The sequence below is a fragment of the Streptomyces changchenzhani genome (assembly GCF_039766235.1).
Taxonomy (GTDB): Bacteria; Actinomycetota; Actinomycetes; order Streptomycetales; family Streptomycetaceae; genus Streptomyces.
The window spans coordinates 189,725-206,870 of record NZ_JBDHNH010000009.1 but is presented as its reverse complement, the minus strand read 5'-3'; the positions used below and the strand labels follow the sequence as shown (position 1 = coordinate 206,870).

Sequence of the window (17,146 nt, the reverse complement as noted above, 5' to 3'; positions counted from 1 at the left end):
CCCGAGGGGGTTACCCATTTCGTGCCGGTTGTCCGCTCCAGACTAGAACCGCCCCCGGTCGCGGTTGCGGCCGGGGGCGATCGGTGGAACGGGCAACAGCTCAGAGCACGCACTCGGCCTCGGCGTACCGCTCGCTCGGCACGGTCTTGAGCGTTTCCACGGCCTCGGCCAGCGGAACCATTCTGATGTCCGTGCCGCGCAGCGCCGTCATCATGCCGAACTCGCCGCGGTGCGCCGCCTCCACCGCGTGCCAGCCGAAGCGGGTCGCCAGTACACGGTCGTACGCCGTCGGGGTTCCGCCGCGCTGGACGTGGCCGAGGATGACCGGGCGGGCCTCCTTGCCGAGGCGCTCCTCCAGCTCGACCGACAGCTGGGTGGCCACGCCGGTGAAGCGCTCGTGGCCGTAGACGTCCTTGACGCCCACGTCGAACTCCATGGAGCCCGCGCGCGGCTTGGCGCCCTCCGCGACCACGACGATCGCGAACCGCTTGCCCGCCGAGAAGCGCTTGCCGACCAGTGCGGTCAGCTCGTCGATGTCGAAGGGCCGCTCGGGGACGACGATGGCGTGCGCGCCGGCCGCCATGCCCGAGTGGAGCGCGATCCAGCCGGTGTGCCGCCCCATGACCTCGACGATCAGCACCCGCTGGTGGGACTCCGCGGTGGTCTTGAGCCGGTCGAGGGCCTCGGTCGCCACTCCGACGGCCGTGTCGAACCCGAAGGTGACATCGGTCGACGAGATGTCGTTGTCGATGGTCTTGGGTACGCCGACGATCGGCAGCCCGGCCTCGGCGAGCAGGTTCGCCGCCTTCAGCGTGCCCTCGCCACCGATCGGGATGATCGCATCGAGACCCAGGTCCCTGACATGGCCGCGGGCCTGCTCGACGCCGCCGCGCAGCTGCGCGGGCTGCACCCGCGAGGAGCCGAGGATCGTTCCGCCGCGGGCCAGGATGCCGCCGACCGCGTCCAGGTCGAGCTTGCGGTAGTCGCACTCCAGGAGACCCTTCCACCCGTCGTGGAAGCCGATGACCTCGTCACCGTGGTCGACGACGGCGCGGTGCACGACCGAGCGGATGACGGCGTTCAGGCCGGGGCAGTCGCCGCCGGAGGTGAGTACACCAATTCGCATGCCCGAAAAACCTTTGCAACGTGGGCCGAAGACCGGACCACGTCGTCCGGGTTGGATCCCGTCACCCTACTCGCGCAGGGTGACGGGACCGAACCGGACGTCCGACTGCTGGACACCTCAAAAACTGTACGAACCCACCAGGACCCGGCGCCCGGTCAGGCGGGCTGCGTCGCGGCGCCGATGCGCTCGGCGCGCAGCGCCTCGTACCACCGGTCGTCGGCGGGCGGCAGCGCGTTGACGTCGAGGGCCAGCTTCAGCAGCAGGTCCGCGATGAGCGGGTTGCGGGCGAGCACCGGGCCGTGCATGTAGGTACCGAAGACGGTGTCGTTGTACGCGCCCTCCGTGCCGTCGCCGGTTCCGTTGCCCTTGCCGATCTGCACTCGGGCGAACGGCCGCGCAGTCGGGCCGAGATGGGTGATGCCCTGGTGGTTCTCGAAGCCGGTCAGCTGCGGGAGGTTCAGCCGGTCGTCGATGTCGCCGAGGACGTCGCCGACACACCGCTCGCCCTCACCGCGGGTGCTGACCACGTCGAGCAGCCCCAGGCCCTGCTCGCGCTCGCCGAGGTCGTTGACGAACTCGTGGCCGAGGATCTGGTATCCGGCGCAGACCGAGAAGACGATCGCGCCGTTGGACACCGCGCGGCTCAGGCCGCCGTCGCGGCGAAGGCGCTCCGAGGCCAGCCGCTGCGGCCGGTCCTCGCCGCCACCGATCAGATAGATGTCGCCCGAGGTGGGGATCGGCTGGTCGCTGCGTACATCCACACGCTGTACGTCGAGGCCGCGCTGGCGGGCCCGGCGCTCGACGACCAGGACATTGCCCTGGTCGCCGTACGTGCTCAGCAGGTCCGGGTAGATCCACACCAGGCGCAGGCTGCTGTCGCTCATGCTTGCTTGTCCATTTCTTCCGGTGTACGCGGCCTGGTCCTAGTTGCCGACGCGGCGGCGCAGGTCCTGGAAGGCGGTGTAGTTGGCGATCGTCTCGATCCGCCCGGGGGGCGCCAGCTGCACGGCCTCGTCGAGGGTCTCGCAGACCCGGAAGTCCAGGTTCGCGACCTCCAGGCGCACGGCCAGGTCCAGCTTGCGGTCGCCGAGCACGAAGATCGGGTGACCGGCGAGCCGGGGGTAGTCGACGTCCCACAGCCATGAGGTGTCCGTGCCGTCCGCGCCGCGCGCGTTGACGGCGAGGATCACCGGGGTGGGCGGCGGGTCGATGAGGGAAAACGTTTCGAGCCAGCCCGCCGGGTTCTTCGCGAGGAGCAGCCGCAGGTCGCGGTTCTGGAACTGCACCACGTCGTAGCGCCCCGCCACCGCCTGCACCTGGTACATGCGCTCCAGCGCCACCTGCGGCGGCACACCGAAGGTGGCGGCGACCGCGGCCGAGGTGGCGGCGTTCGCCTTGTTGGCGCGGCCCGGAAGCTGAAGATGGATCGGCCAGGCCGAGCCGTGCGGGTCCACGACGTGATCGCCGCTCAGCACCCAGCTGGGGGTGGGACGGCGGAAGCCGCAGTCGCCGCAGTACCAGTCGTCGCCGGGGCGCTGCATCACACCGCCGCACGACGGGCAGGACCAGGCGTCGTCCTTCCACTCCTGGCCGGCCGCCACCCACACCACATTGGGGGAGGAAGAGGCGGCCCAGACGATCAGCGGGTCGTCGGCGTTCGCGATGACCACGGCCTTGTTGCCCGAAAGACCCTCGCGCCAGTGCTCGGCGAGCATCCGCGTCTCCGCGGCCCGGTCGAGCTGGTCGCGGGAGAGGTTGAGCAGGGCGATCGCCTTGGGCGTCACATCGCGTGCGACACCCGCGAGGTACTTCTCGTCGACCTCGATCACGCCGTACTTCGCGTCCGAGCCGCCGGCCAGCGCGGACGTGATGCCCGCCGGCATGTTGGCGCCCAGCGCGTTGGAGACCACCGGGCCGCTGGCCCGCAGGGCCTCGGCGATCAGCCGGGTCGTGGTCGTCTTGCCGTTCGTCGCAGAGACAAGCACGACGTCGAGATGCTGGGCGAGCCGCCCGAGCAGATCGGGGTCGAGCCTGAGCGCCACCTTGCCGCCGATCACGGATCCGCTGCCGCGTCCCGCGGCGCGGGACACCGCCGCCGCCGCCTTGCCTGCCGTCACGGCCAGCTTGGCCCGCGGCGACAACGGCTCCGTGTTGCCTGCCATCGTCACTGATCCTCCTTGCATCCGGCGCCGCACTTGCCCCAGGTCCACCGGTCAACAGTCGGGGCTCAGCCTATCGAGATCCAGCCGTGGCCCCGAACCGCGGCACCGCCCGAAGGCTGTGGTACCTGGTGGAACGTAGGCTTACGGCCATGCGACACCGCCCAATTCCCGGCAGTTCCGGGCTCGTACGACCCATGACCATGCTGGGTGATCCGGTGCTGCATGCCACCTGTGAAGCCGTGACCGAATTCGGCCCCTCGCTCGTCGGTCTCGTCGAGGACATGTTCGCGACGATGTACGCGGCCGACGGGGTCGGCCTCGCGGCGAACCAGATCGGCCTGCCGCTGCGCGTCTTCGTATACGACTGTCCGGACGACGAGGACGTCCGGCACGTGGGGCACATCGTCAACCCACGCCTGCTGGAGGCGGAGGTCGACGCCATCACCGTACGCGGTCCCGAGGGCTGTCTGTCGCTGCCGGGCGTCGAAGCGGGCACCGAACGCTTCGACCACACCGTCGTCGAGGGGGTGTTGGTCACCGGCGAGCCGGTACGGATCGACGCCACCGGGTTCTTCGCCCGCTGCCTCCAGCACGAGTGCGACCACCTGGAGGGCCTGGTCTATACGGACCGGCTCACCGGGTGGCGCCGGGCGCGGGCACTGCGGGCCGCGCGGCGGGCGGGCCGGAAGCCGTGAAGGGGGCGGCTCAGAAGCCGGGGCCGCCCGCGCGGTCGCCCGCGGCGGCCAGCCTGCCCCACAGCAGGTCGGCGAGACAGGACACCAACTGGGCGCGGGAGCAGGGCCGTTCGCCAAGCCACCAGTCGCCGGCTGCGTGCATCATGCCGACGATTCCATGGCCCCACACCCGGGCGAGCTGCTCGCTGCCGGGGCCCAGGTCCACCCGCTCGGCGATGACCTTCGCCAGCTCCTCGCCGAGCCGGCGCAGCAGCGGCGCCGAGTGCCGGCCGACGTCGAAGCCCTGCTCGGGCTGGTACGCCTCCTCGGAGGGATGCATCAGGAAGCGGTAGACCTGCGGCCGGGCCTCGATCGCCGAGAGGTACGTGTCGAGCGTCGCCTCCACCCGTTCGCGCCGCTCGGCCGGCGCGTCGAGCGCCGCCCGCAGGGCGTCGAGCAGGGCGTCGGTGTGACGCTTGGCCAGGGCCCGGTAGAGGCCGCCCTTGTCGCCGAAGTGCCGGTAGAGGATGGGCTTGGTGATCCCGGCCTCGGCGGCTATGGCGTTCATGGAAGCCTGTGGGCCGTCCCGGAGTACCACGTGGTCGGCCGCTTCGAGCAGTTCCCGCCGTCGTCGTGCGGCCGCGGAGCGCTGCTGCGCATCCTGCTGTGTGGTGTCCATGGTGTGTCTCCCCGCCCAAGCGATTCCGTGACGCGGGGGAAACGTAACACTGTGGCCAAGGCCTGTGACGATCCGCCCGGCAGTGGTTGACAGGGCCTACTTGCCAGTAACAGACTCGGGTTACCGTAAGTAACGCTTGATTTGAACGCAGTGCTGGAGGGGACATGGCCGAGTTCACGCTCGAACTCAACGATGACCAGAAGCAGGTCCGCGACTGGATCCACGGGTTCGCCGCCGATGTGATGCGCCCGGCCGCCGCCGAGTGGGACGAGCGTGAGGAGACTCCCTGGCCCGTCATCCAGGAAGCCGCCAAACTCGGCATCTACTCCCTGGACTTCTACGCCCAGCAGTTCTTCGACCCGACGGGCCTCGGCATCCCGATGGCGTTGGAGGAGCTCTTCTGGGGCGACGCGGGCATCGGCCTGTCCATCGTCGGTACGGGCCTGGCCGCCGTCGGCGTCCTCGCCAACGGCACCGAGGAGCAGATCGGCACCTGGATCCCGCAGATGTACGGTGACGCCGCCGACGTCAAGGTCGCCGCGTTCTGCTCCTCGGAGCCCGACGCGGGCTCCGACGTATCGGCGATGCGCACCCGCGCCGTGTACGACGAGGCCAAGGACGAGTGGGTGCTCAACGGCACCAAGACCTGGGCGACCAACGGCGGCATCGCCAATGTCCATGTCGTGGTCGCACTCGTCGACCCCGAGCTCGGCTCCAAGGGCCACGCCTCGTTCATCGTCCCGCCGAACACCCCAGGCCTGTCCCAGGGGCAGAAGTTCAAGAAGCACGGCATCCGCGCCTCGCACACCGCCGAGGTCGTCCTGGAGGACGTACGCGTCCCGGGCCACTGCCTGCTCGGCGGCAAGGAGAAGCTCGACGAGCGCCTCGCCCGCTCCCGTGAGCGCGCCAAGAAGGGCGGCGAGCGCGTGAAGAATGCGGCGATGGCCACCTTCGAGGCGTCACGCCCGGCGGTCGGCGCGATGGCGGTGGGCACTGCCCGCGCCGCGTACGAGGTCGCACTCGACTACGCCAAGACCCGGGAGCAGTTCGGCCGCCCGATCATCGACAACCAGGGCATCGCCTTCCAGCTCGCCGACATGCGCACCCAGATCGACGCGGCGCGGCTGCTGGTGTGGCGGGCGTCCTGGATGGCGACGGCGGGCAAGCCGTTCACCTCGGCCGAGGGCTCCATGTCCAAGCTGTTCGCCAGCGAGACGGCCAAGACGGTCACCGCGCAGGCCGTGCAGATCCTGGGTGGCAACGGCTACACCCGGGAGTACCCGGTGGAGCGCATGCACCGGGACGCGGCGATCTACACCATCTTCGAGGGCACCAGTGAGATCCAGCGCCTGGTGATCGCCCGCACCCTGTCGGGCATGCCGATCCGCTGATCCGCGCGCAGGACGTACGAAAAGCGCCGCCCCCTGGAATTCGCCAACGAGACGGCGGCGGCGCTTTTTTGTACGTGGCGGGTCAGGCCGTGAGCTGCGCCTCGATGGCGGCGACGACCTCGGGGGCGTCGGGCTCGGTGCGCGGGCGGAAGCGCCCGACGACCTCACCCTGGGCGGAAATGATGAACTTCTCGAAGTTCCACTGGATGTCGCCGGCCTCGCCGTCCACGTCCTTGACCTGCGTCAGCTCGTCGTACAGCGGGTGACGGTGATCGCCGTTCACCTCGATCTTCTCAATGAGCGGAAACGTTACGCCGTAGCTCGCCGAGCAGAACGTCTGGATCTCCTCCGCGCTGCCCGGCTCCTGGCCCGCGAACTGGTTGCACGGCACCCCGAGCACCGTGAAGCCGCGGTCCGCGTAGCTCTGCTGGAGCCGCTCCAGGCCCGTGTACTGCGGCGTCAGGCCGCACTTGGACGCCACGTTCACCACCAGCACCGCCTTGCCCCGGTACGCCTCCAGCGTCACGGGCTCGCCGGTCAGGGTGTTCAGCGGGATGTCGTACAGGCTCATCGCCGTCTCCTCATGTGCGGGTCGGTATTAGGTCGGGCAGGGGTACGTACTGTTTCAGAGGCAGGCCGGCGCGAAGCCGACGGCCCCTGGCCGGCGGGTGGTTGCCCGCCGGCCGCTCACGCTTCGAGCGTGCGGAAGAGCCCCTCCTGGACCACGGATACGAGCAGGTTGCCCGCGCGGTCGTAGATCCGGCCACGCGCCAGCCCCCGCGCGCCCGTCGCGATGGGGGACTCCTGGTCGTAGAGGAACCACTCGTCCGCCCGGAACGGCCGGTGGAACCACATCGCGTGGTCCAGCGACGCGATGTCGAAGCTGCGCGGGCCCCAGAGCGGCTCGACCGGGATCCGTACGGCGTCAAGCAGCGTCATGTCGCTCGCGTACGCCAGCGCGCAGGTGTGGACGAGCTGATCGTCGCCCAGCGGCCCGACCGCGCGCATCCACACCGCGCTGCGCGCGTCCGCGCCCTTGATCTCGTCCGGCGTCCAGCGCAGCCGGTCGACGTAGCGGATCTCGAACGGCTGGCGCCGCGCCATGCGCTCCAGCGACTCCGGGAGGCCGCCCAGGTACTCACGGACCTCGTCGGCCACCGTCGGGAGCGACTCGGGGTCCGGCACCTCGCGGGCCGGCGGCAGCTGGTGCTCGAAGCTGCCCTCCTCCGGCTTGTGGAAGGAGGCCGTCAGGTTGAAGATCGTGCGGCCCTGCTGGATCGCGGTGACCCGGCGCGTGGTGAAGGAACGCCCGTCCCTGACCCGCTCGACCTGGTAGACGATCGGGACACCGGGACGGCCCGGCCGCAGGAAGTACGCGTGCAGCGAGTGGACCGGCCGGTCGCCGTCCGTGGTGCGGCCCGCCGCGACCAGCGCCTGACCGGCGACCTGCCCGCCGAAGACCCGTTGCAAGGACTCCTCGGGGCTGCGCCCGCGGAAGATGTTGACCTCGATCCGCTCCAGGTCGAGCAGGTCGACCAAGTGCTCGGCGGGGGTCGGCGTGTGCGTCATCGCGGGTCTCTCCACTCTCACAGCCGGCCGACGTCGGTGACCCGGACGACGGCGCGGCCCTCCTCGTCGGAGGCCGCGAGATCGACCTCCGCGCTGATACCCCAGTCATGGTCGCCGTTCGGGTCGGCGAAGGCCTGGCGGACGCGCCACAGGTCGTGCTCGGCGTCCTCCTCGATCATCAGGAGCTTGGGGCCGCGCGCGTCGGGGCCCGTCCCCAGGTCCTCGTACTCGTCCCAGTACCCGTCCATCGCCTTGCCCCAGGCACCCTCGTCCCAGCCGGACTCGGCATCCAACTCGCCCAGCTCCCGCACCCGGTCCAGGGCGGCCATCTCCACCCGGCGGAACATCGCGTTGCGTACGAGCACCCGGAAGGCACGTGCGTTCGCCGTGACAGGCTTGACCTGGTCGGCGCGGTCCTGGGCCTGCTCGGCCGTCTCCACCTCGGGGTTGGCGAGCTGCTCCCACTCGTCGAGGAGGCTGGAGTCGACCTGACGCACCAGCTCGCCGAGCCAGGCCGTGAGGTCCTCCAGGTCCTCGGACTTGAGGTCGTCCGGGATGGTGTGCTCCAGGGCCTTGTACGCGCCCGCCAGGTACCGCAGGACGATGCCCTCGGTGCGGGCCAGCTCGTAGTGGGACGTGAACTCCGTGAAGATCATGGCGCGTTCGTACATGTCGCGGACCACGGACTTCGGCGACACCGGGTGGTCACCGACCCACGGGTGGCTCTGGCGGTACACGTTGTACGCGTGGGCCAGCAACTCCTCCAGCGGCTTCGGGTACATGATGTCCTGGAGCCGCTCCATGCGCTCCTCGTACTCGATGCCGTCCGCCTTCATCTGGCCGATCGCCTCGCCGCGCGCCTTGTTCTGCTGGGCGGCCAGGATCTGACGCGGATCGTCCAGCGTGGACTCCACGACGGACACCATGTCCAGCGCGTACGAGGGGGAGTCGGGGTCGAGCAGCTCGAACGAGGCCAGCGCGAACGTCGACAGCGGCTGGTTCAGTGCGAAGTTCTGCTGGAGATCGACCGTCAGCCGTACGATCCGGCCCTCGGCGTCCGGCGTTTCGAGCTGCTCCACTACGCCGCCGTCGAGCAGCGAGCGGTAGATGGCGATGGCCCGCCGGATGTGCCGCAACTGCGCCTTGCGCGGCTCGTGGTTGTCCTCCAGGAGGTGGCGCATCGCCTCGAAGGCGTTGCCGGGCCTGGCGATGACCGAGAGCAGCATGGTGTGCGTGACCTTGAAGCGCGAAGTCAGCGGCTCGGGATCGGAGTTGATGAGCTTCTCGAAGGTGGCGTCGGACCAGGCGACGAAGCCCTCGGGAGCCTTCTTGCGGACCACCTTGCGGCGCTTCTTGGGGTCGTCGCCCGCCTTGGCGAGCGCCTTCTCGTTCTCGACGACGTGCTCGGGCGCCTGGGCGATGACATAGCCCGCCGTGTCGAAGCCGGCCCGCCCGGCGCGACCCGCGATCTGGTGGAACTCCCGGGCGCGCAGCGTGCGTACGCGGGTGCCGTCGTACTTCGAAAGGGCCGTGAACAGCACGGTGCGGATGGGCACGTTGACGCCGACGCCCAGCGTGTCCGTACCGCAGATGACCTTGAGCAGACCGGCCTGCGCGAGCTTCTCCACCAGGCGGCGGTACTTGGGGAGCATGCCGGCGTGGTGGACGCCGATTCCGTGGCGTACGTAACGCGACAGGTTGCGGCCGAACTTGGTGGTGAAGCGGAAGTTGCCGATGAGCTCGGCGATCTGGTCCTTCTCCGTGCGCGAGCACATGTTGATGCTCATCAGCGACTGCGCGCGCTCGACGGCCGACGCCTGCGTGAAGTGCACGATGTAGACCGGCGCCTGCTTGGTCTCCAGGAGCTCGGTCAGTGTCTCGGTGATCGGCGTCTTGCGGTACTCGTACGACAGCGGGACCGGCCGGGTCGTGGAGTGCACGACGGAGGTGGGGCGGCCCGTGCGGCGCGTCAGGTCCTTCTCGAACATCGAGACATCGCCGAGGGTCGCCGACATCAGGATGAACTGCGCCTGCGGCAGCTCCAGGATCGGGATCTGCCAGGCCCAGCCGCGGTCCGCTTCGGCGTAGAAGTGGAACTCGTCCATCACGACCTGGCCGATGTCCGCGTTCTTGCCGTCACGCAGCGCGATGGAGGCCAGTACCTCGGCGGTGCAGCAGATGACCGGGGCGTCACTGTTGACGGACGCGTCGCCCGTCAGCATGCCGACGTTCTCCGTGCCGAAGATCTTGCACAGGTCGAAGAACTTCTCCGAGACCAGCGCCTTGATGGGCGCGGTGTAGAAGGTGACCTTGTCCTGGGCCAGCGCGGTGAAGTGCGCACCCGCCGCGACCAGGCTCTTTCCGGAGCCGGTGGGGGTGGACAAGATCACGTTCGCGCCGGAGACCACCTCGATCAGCGCCTCTTCCTGGGCGGGGTAGAGGGTGATGCCCCGGCCCTCGGCCCATGACGAGAAAGCCTCGAAGAGGGCATCGGGGTCGGCGGTCGGGGGCATCTGATCGATAAGGGTCACACCCCCCATCTTGCCTGCCTTCCGCCCGGATGAGGGAACCGGACGACCGTACGAAGATCACGAGCGCTACGCTGCCTTCTCGGCAGGGCGTCGACACGGCGTCAACTCGGCCTGGGTCGAGGCAAGCACAAGAGCAACGGGGCTGAACGACCATGATGGGACCGGCGCACTCACTCTCAGGGGCAGCGGCCTGGCTGGGGGTGGGGGCGGCGGCGGCCGCGGCCGGCCATCCGATGCCCTGGCCCGTACTGGCCGTCGGAGCACTGATCTGTGCGGGCGCGGCGCTCGCTCCCGACCTCGACCACAAGTCCGCGACCATCTCGCGCGCCTTCGGCCCCGTCTCCAAGGGCCTGTGCGAGATCGTCGACAAGCTGTCGTACGCCGTCTACAAGGCGACCAGGAAGCAGGGCGACCCCCGCCGGACCGGCGGCCACCGCACACTCACCCACACCTGGCTCTGGGCGGTCATGATCGGCGCGGGAGCGTCGGCGGCAGCGGTCACCGGCGGCCGCTGGGCGGTCCTCGCGCTGCTGTTCGTCCACCTGGTCCTGGCCGTGGAAGGCCTGCTGTGGAAGGCCGCCCGGGTCTCCAGCGACGTCCTGGTGTGGCTGCTCGGCGCGACGAGCGCCTGGATCCTCGCCGGCGTACTGGACAAACCGGGCAATGGCGCTGACTGGCTGTTCGCGGCGCCGGGCCAGGAGTATCTGTGGCTGGGCCTGCCGATCGTCCTGGGCGCCCTGGTGCACGACATCGGTGACGCCCTCACTGTCTCCGGCTGCCCGATCCTGTGGCCGATCCCGATCGGCCGCAAGCGCTGGTACCCGATCGGACCGCCGAAGCTGATGCGGTTCCGGGCCGGCAGCTGGGTGGAGCTGAAGGTGCTGATGCCGGTGTTCATGCTGCTCGGGGGAGTGGGCGGGGCCGCCGCGCTGAACTTCATCTGATCCCGCTCCGTACGGAAACCGGCACTTTCACCTGCTGAAGGGAACGAGAAGTGACCACCGAACGCACAGGCCCGCCGCTCACCGGGGGCGAACGCGAGATGCTGCGCGCCTTCCTCGACTACCACCGTGCGACGCTCGCCATGAAGTGCGACGGCCTCGGCGACGACGACCTGCGCAGCCGGTCCATGCCGCCGTCGACGCTGTCCCTGCTCGGCCTGGTGCGGCACATGGCCGAGGTGGAGCGGGTCTGGTTCCGGCTGGTGATCGACAAGCAGGACATCGGGCGTGACTGGTCGGACGACGGCGATTTCCAGGCGGCGTACGACGCGAGTGGGTCGACCCGGGCGGAGGCGTTCGACGCGTGGCAGGCGGAGGTCGCGCACGCGCGCCGGATCGAGGAGCAGGCCCCCTCGCTCGATGTGACGGGCTTCCACGCCAAGATGGGCGGGGAGGTGTCGCTGCGCCTGGTGATGCTGCACCTCATCCACGAATACGCCCGGCACAACGGCCACGCCGACTTCCTGCGCGAGGGAATCGACGGGACCGTCGGGGCCTGAGGGGCGCGTCGCGGCGTGCCCCTTCCCGGCTTCCTACCCGTGCCAGGAGCGCCAGAGCGCCGCGTACGCCCCGTCCGCAGCCACCAGCTCGTCGTGGCTGCCCAGCTCGCTGATCCGGCCCTCCTCGACCACCGCGATCACATCCGCGTCGTGCGCGGTGTGCAGCCGGTGCGCGATGGCCACGACCGTACGGCCGTCGAGCACCCGCGCCAGCGAGCGCTCCAGGTGCCGGGCCGCCCGCGGGTCGAGCAGGGACGTCGCCTCGTCCAGGACGAGGGTGGGCGGATCGGCGAGGACCAGCCGGGCCAGCGCGATCTGCTGGGCCTGCGCCGGGGTCAGTACGTGCCCGCCCGAGCCGACCTCGGTGTCCAGACCGTCACCCAGAGCCCGCGCCCAGTCCTGCGCGTCGACCGCGCCCAGCGCCGCCCACAGCCGCGCGTCGTCGGCGTCCATCCTGGCCAGCAGCAGATTGTCGCGCAGGGATCCCACGAAAACGTGGTGCTCCTGGTTGACCAGCGCCACATGCTCACGCACCCGCTCGGCCGGCATCCGCGACAACTCGGCCTTGCCCAGGGTTACTTCACCGGTGCGCGGCGCATAGATCCCGGCCAGCAGCCGCCCCAGCGTGGACTTGCCGGCGCCCGAGGGGCCGACCAGCGCCAGCCGGGTCCCGGGCGCGACGTCCAGCGTCACCCGGTGCAGCACGTCGACGCCCTCGCGGTAGCCGAAGTGCACCTGGTCGGCGCGCACCGCGCGGCCGTCGGGCTTCACCAGCTCGTCGCCCGCGTCCGGCTCGATCTCCCGGACGCCGACAAGGCGGGCCAGCGACACCTGGGCGACCTGGAGCTCGTCGTACCAGCGCAGGATGAGGTTGACCGGGTCGACCAGCATCTGGGCGAGCAGGGCGCCCGTCGTCAGCTGGCCGACGGTGATCCAGCCCTGGAGGACGAAGATGCCGCCGAGGAGGATCGTCGAGCCCAGGATCGTCATGTGCGTGACGCTGATGACGGGGAAGAGCACGGACCGCAGCCACAGCGTGTACCGCTCCCAGGCGGTCCACTCCTTGATCCGCTGCTCGGACAGGGCGACCCTGCGGTCACCGAGGCGATGCACCTCTACGGTCCGGCCCGCGTCCACCGTCTCGGCGAGCAACGCCGCGACCGCCGCGTACCCGGCCGCCTCCGAGCGGTACGCCGACGGGGCCCGCTTGAAGTACCAGCGGCACCCGATGATCAGCACCGGCAGGGCCACCAGCACGGCCAGCGCCAGCGGCGGCGCGGTCACGGTGAGGCCGCCGATCAGCAGACCGGCCCAGACCACGCCGATCGCGAGCTGCGGCACGGCCTCGCGCATCGCGTTCGCCAGCCGGTCGATGTCGGTGGTGATGCGCGAGAGCAGATCACCGGTCCCCGCCCGCTCCAGCACACCCGGCGGCAGACCGACCGACCGTACGAGAAAGTCCTCGCGCAGGTCGGCCAGCATCTCCTCGCCGAGCATCGCGGCCCGCAGCCGCATCTGCCGGGTGAAGAGCGTCTGGATGACCAGCGCGATCCCGAACACCGTGGCGACCCGCCCCAGGTGCAGCTCACGCACCCCGTTCGCCAGGTCCTCGACGAGCGAGCCCAGCAAGTAGGGGCCCGCCATCGAGGCGACTACCGCGAGCGCGTTGAACACCACGAGTACGGTGAACGCCCGCCGGTGGCGCCTCATCAGCTCGCGCACATAGGTCCGTACGGTCGCCGGACTGCCGACGGGCAGCGTCGTCGACGACTCCGGTGCCGCCGGGTCGTACTCCGGTGGTGCCACGCCGATCATGCCGACTCCTCGATCTCTTCCAGTACGGCCCGCTCCCGCGCGGCCATTTCCTGCGCGGTCTTTTCCTGCGCCCGCGCGACCTCGATCTCGTCCTCGGTCTCGCGGGTGACGACCGCGCGGTAACGCGGTTCGGTGTGCAGCAGCTCGCGGTGCACACCCACCGCGGCCACCTCGCCCTCGTGCACGAACACCACCCGGTCGGCGTGGTCGAGCAACAGCGGCGACGACGCGAAGACAACGGTCGTACGTCCCGCACGCAGCCCCTTCACACCCGCCGCGACCCGCGCCTCGGTGTGCGAGTCGACGGCGGAGGTCGGCTCGTCCAGGACGAGGACCTCCGGGTCGGTCACCAGCGAGCGGGCCAGTGCCAGCCGCTGGCGCTGGCCGCCCGAGAGGGAGCGCCCGCGCTCGGTGATCCGGGTACGCATCGGGTCGTCGCTGTCGTCGGCCGAGGCCTGGGCGAGCGCGGCCAGCACATCGGCGCACTGCGCCGCGGCGAGCGCGTCCTCGGGGGTCACATCGCCGGACGCCGGTACGTCGAGCAGCTCGCTGAGCGTGCCGGACAGCAGCACCGGGTCCTTGTCCTGGACCAGTACGGCCTCGCGTGCGGCGCGGAGCGGCAGATCGTCGAGCGCGACCCCGCCGAGCAGCGCCGAGGGAACGGTCCTTCGCGCCGGCCCGTCCGCGGTGTCCGGGTCGCCTGTCGTCTCGCCGTCGGTCGTGGCGTGGCCGCCGAGGCGCTCCGCGAGCCGCCCCGCCACATCAGGGTCGCCGCACACCACGGCGGTGAACCGGCCCGCCGGAGCGAGCAGTCCGGTCGCCGGGTCGTACAGGTCGCCGGAGAGGGGCTCGTCGCCGGAGCCCGCCGTACCGTCCGCCGCGTACGCCGAGCGCTCCAGCGCCAGCACCCGCGCCGCCCGTACCGCCGAAGGCCGCGAGAAGGAGTACGCCATGGCGATCTCCTCGAAGTGGTGCAGCGGGTAGAGCAGCAGGGTCACCGCGCTGTACACGGTGACCAGTTCGCCGACCGTGATCCGGCCGTCGAGGGTGAGTCGCGCGCCGTACAGGACGACGGTGATCAGCAGCAGGCCAGGCAGCAGCACCTGGACCGCGGAGATGAGCGCCCACATGCGGGCGCTGCGCACGGCTGCCCTGCGCACCTCCTGGGAGGCGCGCCGATAGCGGCCGAGAAACAGCTCCTCGCCGCCGATGCCGCGGAGCACCCGCAGGCCCGCGACGGTGTCGGAGGCCAGCTCGGTGGCCCGGCCGGCCTTCTCGCGCTGGATGTCGGCCCGCTGGGTCGCCCTGGGCAGCAACGGCAGTACGGCCAGGGCCAGTACGGGTGCGCCGATCGCGACCACGATGCCGAGCTCGGGCTGGTAGAAGTACAGCCCGATACAAACGATCACGAGCGTCAGGGCGGCGGCCGCGAAGCGCGAGAGTGCCTCGACGAACCAGCCGATCTTCTCGACGTCACCGGTGGAGACCGCGACGACCTCGCCCGCGGCGACCCTGCGGGTCAGCGCCGAGCCCAGCTCCGCCGTCTTGCGGGCCAGTAGTTGCTGCACGCGTGCGGCGGCGGTGATCCAGTTGGTGATGGCGGTCCTGTGCAGCATCGTGTCGCCGAGCGAGACGGCCACCCCGAGCACTGCGATCAGCCCGGCGGCGACCGCGAGGCCGCCGCCCGAGCGGTCCACCACGGCCTGCACGGCGAGGCCCACCCCCAGCGGCAGCGCGGCGACACCGCACTGGTGCAGCAGCCCCCAGGCGAGCGCCTTCAGCTGCCCGCCGAGCTGATTGCGCCCGAGCCACAGCAGGAATCGGGGCCCCGACCGGACGTCGGGGACGCCTGGATCTGAGTACGGAAGTTCGCGAATCTGCATGACGTCCCACGGCTCGGTGTGTGCTCGGTGTGTTCGGGTGTGTTCGGGTGGCTCAAACCGTGCAAGGTTCGCCTTTTGGCGCTGCCGAAAGCAATTGGTTTACGGGCCGGGAGCACCAGAACGAGCCACATCGGGGCAGCTCACCCTGGTGCTCCCGGCCCGTCCCGCGCTTCACTCCTGTCGCATGAGACAGCGAAAAGTCATGTGTATGATCACCGGTCTGATCCTGGCCGCGGGAATGCTGCTCGGCGCGGGCCCGGCCGCCGCCGCCGGGCAGCCACCGCCCCCCGAATTCGGCTCCGACTGGCACGATCCCGTCACCGCGGCGCCACCCGTCGAACGGCCGGACACCCGCTCCTGCCGGGTGACGCTCGCCGCGGCGCAGTTCCGTGACTTCACTCCGTACAAGGGCGGTTACCGGCCGCCCGAAGGGTGCGGCAAACGGTGGAGCAAGGTGGTGCTCGAACTGTCGGGCAAGGTCGCCGGGCGGCAGTACGACCGGCTCGGCTATGTCCACGTCGGCGGCGTCGAAGTGCTCCGCACCTCCACGCCACAGCCCTCGCCCGACGGCATCACCTGGTCGGTGGAGAAGGACGTCACGCGCTACAGCGACACCTTCCGCCGTGAGCAGCCCGTCGAAATGCTCATCGGCAATGTCGTCAATGAGACATACACCGGCGTCATCGACGTCAAGGCGACCCTGACCTTCTACGCCGCCGAGAGCCGCACCCCGCCCGCCGCCGCGCCGGACCGAGTGCTCACTCTTGACGACGATTCGCTGACCACCCCGCGCAACTCCGAGCGCATCGTCGCCGAGGTGTACGCGACGGGCTCGGGCGGCGGCTGCGAGGAGTACTGGTACCTGGCCGTGCCCCAGGAGGCGCCGTACTCCTGCAAGGCGGCGGACGGTCCCTACCGCGAGGTGCAGATCAAGGTCGACGGTCAACTCGCGGGCATCGCGGCGCCGTTCCCCACGGTCTGGACCGGCGGCTGGTCCAACCCCTTCCTCTGGTACGTGATCCCCGGGCCGCGCGCCTTCGACGTAAAGCCGATCCAGTACGACCTGACCCCCTTCGCGGGCCGCCTCAACGACGGGCGCCCGCACCGCGTCGAGGTGTCGGTCGTCGGCGTCCCCGAGGGGCAGAGCGGGTGGAGCACTCCCGTCAATGTGCTCGTCTGGCAGGACAAGGGCCGGGAGGTCGTCACCGGCGGCCCGGTCCGGCACCTTGAAGGTGCGCCGGTCAATTCGACGACGTACACGGCGGGTACCGAGCACCGCCTCGACACCAGGGGCGGCCACCGGCTGACCGTCTCGGGCTGGGTCGACACCTCGCACGGGCGGGTCGCGACCACCGTCGCCCGCTCGCTCGCCAACACCTCCGTGCACCGCTGGACCGACGGCGAAAGCACGGACGCCCTGAAGGGGACGTGGACGGACGACGAGATGGTCACCACCGACGGCCGCGGACCGGCCCGCGTCGCCTCGGAGCGGCGTACGTACACGATGGACGGCACGACGACGCTCGGCGCGGGAGACAGGCTGCGCACGGTCCTCGCGCTCACGGACCGCACGGACATCGGGGTCGTGCGCGGCGGCAGGCGCGACGGGTCGCGGACCGACGACACCTACCGGGGCGACGCGACGTACACGGCGAACGTCCCGCGCGAGGAGCGGCACGCGGTCGCCACCACGAGTGGGCGCCACCGGCTGTACGGATCGGCGGGCTGCTACGACCGGAGCCTGGAAACGGTCCAGGGGGTGGTGACGCGGGACCGGCGGCGCTGCTGATCGACGCGGCTCTAGGAGCAAGATCC

At 70.5% G+C, this 17,146-nt stretch carries 14 protein-coding genes; 5 read left to right on the top strand and 9 right to left on the bottom strand.

Features of this window, described 5'->3' with window-relative positions:
• Nucleotides 1–100 precede the first annotated feature (100 nt).
• The 3 genes from ABCR94_RS27255 to ABCR94_RS27245 all read right to left on the bottom strand — a co-directional run bounded on the left by ABCR94_RS27255 (nucleotide 101) and on the right by ABCR94_RS27245 (nucleotide 3,288).
• Nucleotides 101–1,126, bottom strand: coding sequence for a 6-phosphofructokinase (locus tag ABCR94_RS27255; RefSeq protein ID WP_347122681.1), 1,026 nt, complete (start codon nucleotides 1,124–1,126; stop codon nucleotides 101–103).
• 155 nt (nucleotides 1,127–1,281) lie between these two features.
• The gene (locus ABCR94_RS27250) at nucleotides 1,282–2,010 is read right to left on the bottom strand and encodes a type 1 glutamine amidotransferase (RefSeq protein ID WP_347122680.1); all 729 of its coding nucleotides are present in this window, start codon (nucleotides 2,008–2,010) and stop codon (nucleotides 1,282–1,284) included.
• A gap of 39 nt (nucleotides 2,011–2,049) precedes the next feature.
• Nucleotides 2,050–3,288 (bottom strand): MurT ligase domain-containing protein, encoded by a 1,239-nt coding sequence (locus ABCR94_RS27245; RefSeq protein ID WP_347122679.1) that lies wholly within the window; start codon nucleotides 3,286–3,288, stop codon nucleotides 2,050–2,052.
• A 149-nt stretch (nucleotides 3,289–3,437) separates the two neighbouring features.
• On the opposite strand from ABCR94_RS27245, the gene def reads away from it, so the two are divergent.
• Nucleotides 3,438–3,983: a peptide deformylase gene (def, locus tag ABCR94_RS27240; protein ID WP_347122678.1), complete on the top strand. Its 546-nt coding sequence runs from the start codon at nucleotides 3,438–3,440 to the stop codon at nucleotides 3,981–3,983.
• Between the two features lie 10 nt (nucleotides 3,984–3,993).
• Here def and ABCR94_RS27235 read toward each other — a convergent pair whose 3' ends face one another.
• On the bottom strand, nucleotides 3,994–4,641 hold the full coding sequence (locus ABCR94_RS27235; RefSeq protein WP_347122677.1) for a TetR/AcrR family transcriptional regulator: 648 nt from the start codon (nucleotides 4,639–4,641) through the stop codon (nucleotides 3,994–3,996).
• 164 nt (nucleotides 4,642–4,805) lie between these two features.
• Between ABCR94_RS27235 and ABCR94_RS27230 the strand changes: the two genes are divergently transcribed.
• Nucleotides 4,806–6,032, top strand: coding sequence for an acyl-CoA dehydrogenase family protein (locus ABCR94_RS27230; protein WP_347122676.1), 1,227 nt, complete (start codon nucleotides 4,806–4,808; stop codon nucleotides 6,030–6,032).
• 82 nt (nucleotides 6,033–6,114) lie between these two features.
• Here the strand turns inward: ABCR94_RS27230 and ABCR94_RS27225 are convergent, their stop codons facing one another.
• From ABCR94_RS27225 to ABCR94_RS27215, 3 genes are all read right to left on the bottom strand, one after another.
• Nucleotides 6,115–6,603, bottom strand: a complete 489-nt coding sequence (locus ABCR94_RS27225; RefSeq protein WP_347122675.1) for a glutathione peroxidase — start codon at nucleotides 6,601–6,603, stop codon at nucleotides 6,115–6,117.
• Nucleotides 6,604–6,719: 116 nt separating this feature from the next.
• A complete protein-coding gene (locus ABCR94_RS27220) occupies nucleotides 6,720–7,601 on the bottom strand; it encodes an acyl-CoA thioesterase (protein WP_347122674.1) in 882 nt (293 codons plus the stop codon).
• Nucleotides 7,602–7,618: 17 nt separating this feature from the next.
• Nucleotides 7,619–10,141 carry a DEAD/DEAH box helicase gene (locus tag ABCR94_RS27215; protein ID WP_347122673.1) on the bottom strand — a complete coding sequence of 841 codons (2,523 nt, stop codon included), beginning with the start codon at nucleotides 10,139–10,141 and terminating at the stop codon, nucleotides 7,619–7,621.
• 143 nt (nucleotides 10,142–10,284) lie between these two features.
• Between ABCR94_RS27215 and ABCR94_RS27210 the strand changes: the two genes are divergently transcribed.
• Nucleotides 10,285–11,076: a metal-dependent hydrolase gene (locus ABCR94_RS27210; RefSeq protein ID WP_347122672.1), complete on the top strand. Its 792-nt coding sequence runs from the start codon at nucleotides 10,285–10,287 to the stop codon at nucleotides 11,074–11,076.
• Nucleotides 11,077–11,126: 50 nt separating this feature from the next.
• Nucleotides 11,127–11,633 carry a DinB family protein gene (locus ABCR94_RS27205; RefSeq protein WP_347122671.1) on the top strand — a complete coding sequence of 169 codons (507 nt, stop codon included), beginning with the start codon at nucleotides 11,127–11,129 and terminating at the stop codon, nucleotides 11,631–11,633.
• A gap of 33 nt (nucleotides 11,634–11,666) precedes the next feature.
• Here ABCR94_RS27205 and ABCR94_RS27200 read toward each other — a convergent pair whose 3' ends face one another.
• Both ABCR94_RS27200 and ABCR94_RS27195 read right to left on the bottom strand, forming a co-directional pair.
• Entirely contained in the window at nucleotides 11,667–13,448 is a 1,782-nt protein-coding gene (locus ABCR94_RS27200; protein WP_347122670.1) for an ABC transporter ATP-binding protein, read from the bottom strand.
• Nucleotides 13,445–15,331, bottom strand: coding sequence for an ABC transporter transmembrane domain-containing protein (locus ABCR94_RS27195; protein ID WP_347122669.1), 1,887 nt, complete (start codon nucleotides 15,329–15,331; stop codon nucleotides 13,445–13,447). The genes ABCR94_RS27200 and ABCR94_RS27195 overlap by 4 nt, the downstream gene beginning before the upstream one ends.
• Nucleotides 15,332–15,515: 184 nt before the next feature.
• On the opposite strand from ABCR94_RS27195, the gene ABCR94_RS27190 reads away from it, so the two are divergent.
• A complete protein-coding gene (locus tag ABCR94_RS27190) occupies nucleotides 15,516–17,120 on the top strand; it encodes a peptide-N4-asparagine amidase (protein WP_347122668.1) in 1,605 nt (534 codons plus the stop codon).
• Nucleotides 17,121–17,146 lie beyond the last annotated feature (26 nt).

What these genes read in the sequence shown, in the direction of transcription:
- ABCR94_RS27255 (WP_347122681.1), bottom strand. Translation starts at nt 1,126, where the DNA reads ATGCGAATTGGTGTACTCACCTCCGGCGGCGACTGCCCCGGCCTGAAC.
- ABCR94_RS27250 (WP_347122680.1), bottom strand. Translation starts at nt 2,010, where the DNA reads ATGAGCGACAGCAGCCTGCGCCTGGTGTGGATCTACCCGGACCTGCTG.
- ABCR94_RS27245 (WP_347122679.1), bottom strand. Translation starts at nt 3,288, where the DNA reads ATGGCAGGCAACACGGAGCCGTTGTCGCCGCGGGCCAAGCTGGCCGTG.
- def (WP_347122678.1), top strand. Translation starts at nt 3,438, where the DNA reads ATGCGACACCGCCCAATTCCCGGCAGTTCCGGGCTCGTACGACCCATG.
- ABCR94_RS27235 (WP_347122677.1), bottom strand. Translation starts at nt 4,641, where the DNA reads ATGGACACCACACAGCAGGATGCGCAGCAGCGCTCCGCGGCCGCACGA.
- ABCR94_RS27230 (WP_347122676.1), top strand. Translation starts at nt 4,806, where the DNA reads ATGGCCGAGTTCACGCTCGAACTCAACGATGACCAGAAGCAGGTCCGC.
- ABCR94_RS27225 (WP_347122675.1), bottom strand. Translation starts at nt 6,603, where the DNA reads ATGAGCCTGTACGACATCCCGCTGAACACCCTGACCGGCGAGCCCGTG.
- ABCR94_RS27220 (WP_347122674.1), bottom strand. Translation starts at nt 7,601, where the DNA reads ATGACGCACACGCCGACCCCCGCCGAGCACTTGGTCGACCTGCTCGAC.
- ABCR94_RS27215 (WP_347122673.1), bottom strand. Translation starts at nt 10,141, where the DNA reads ATGGGGGGTGTGACCCTTATCGATCAGATGCCCCCGACCGCCGACCCC.
- ABCR94_RS27210 (WP_347122672.1), top strand. Translation starts at nt 10,285, where the DNA reads ATGATGGGACCGGCGCACTCACTCTCAGGGGCAGCGGCCTGGCTGGGG.
- ABCR94_RS27200 (WP_347122670.1), bottom strand. Translation starts at nt 13,448, where the DNA reads ATGATCGGCGTGGCACCACCGGAGTACGACCCGGCGGCACCGGAGTCG.
- ABCR94_RS27195 (WP_347122669.1), bottom strand. Translation starts at nt 15,331, where the DNA reads ATGCAGATTCGCGAACTTCCGTACTCAGATCCAGGCGTCCCCGACGTC.
- ABCR94_RS27190 (WP_347122668.1), top strand. Translation starts at nt 15,516, where the DNA reads ATGAGACAGCGAAAAGTCATGTGTATGATCACCGGTCTGATCCTGGCC.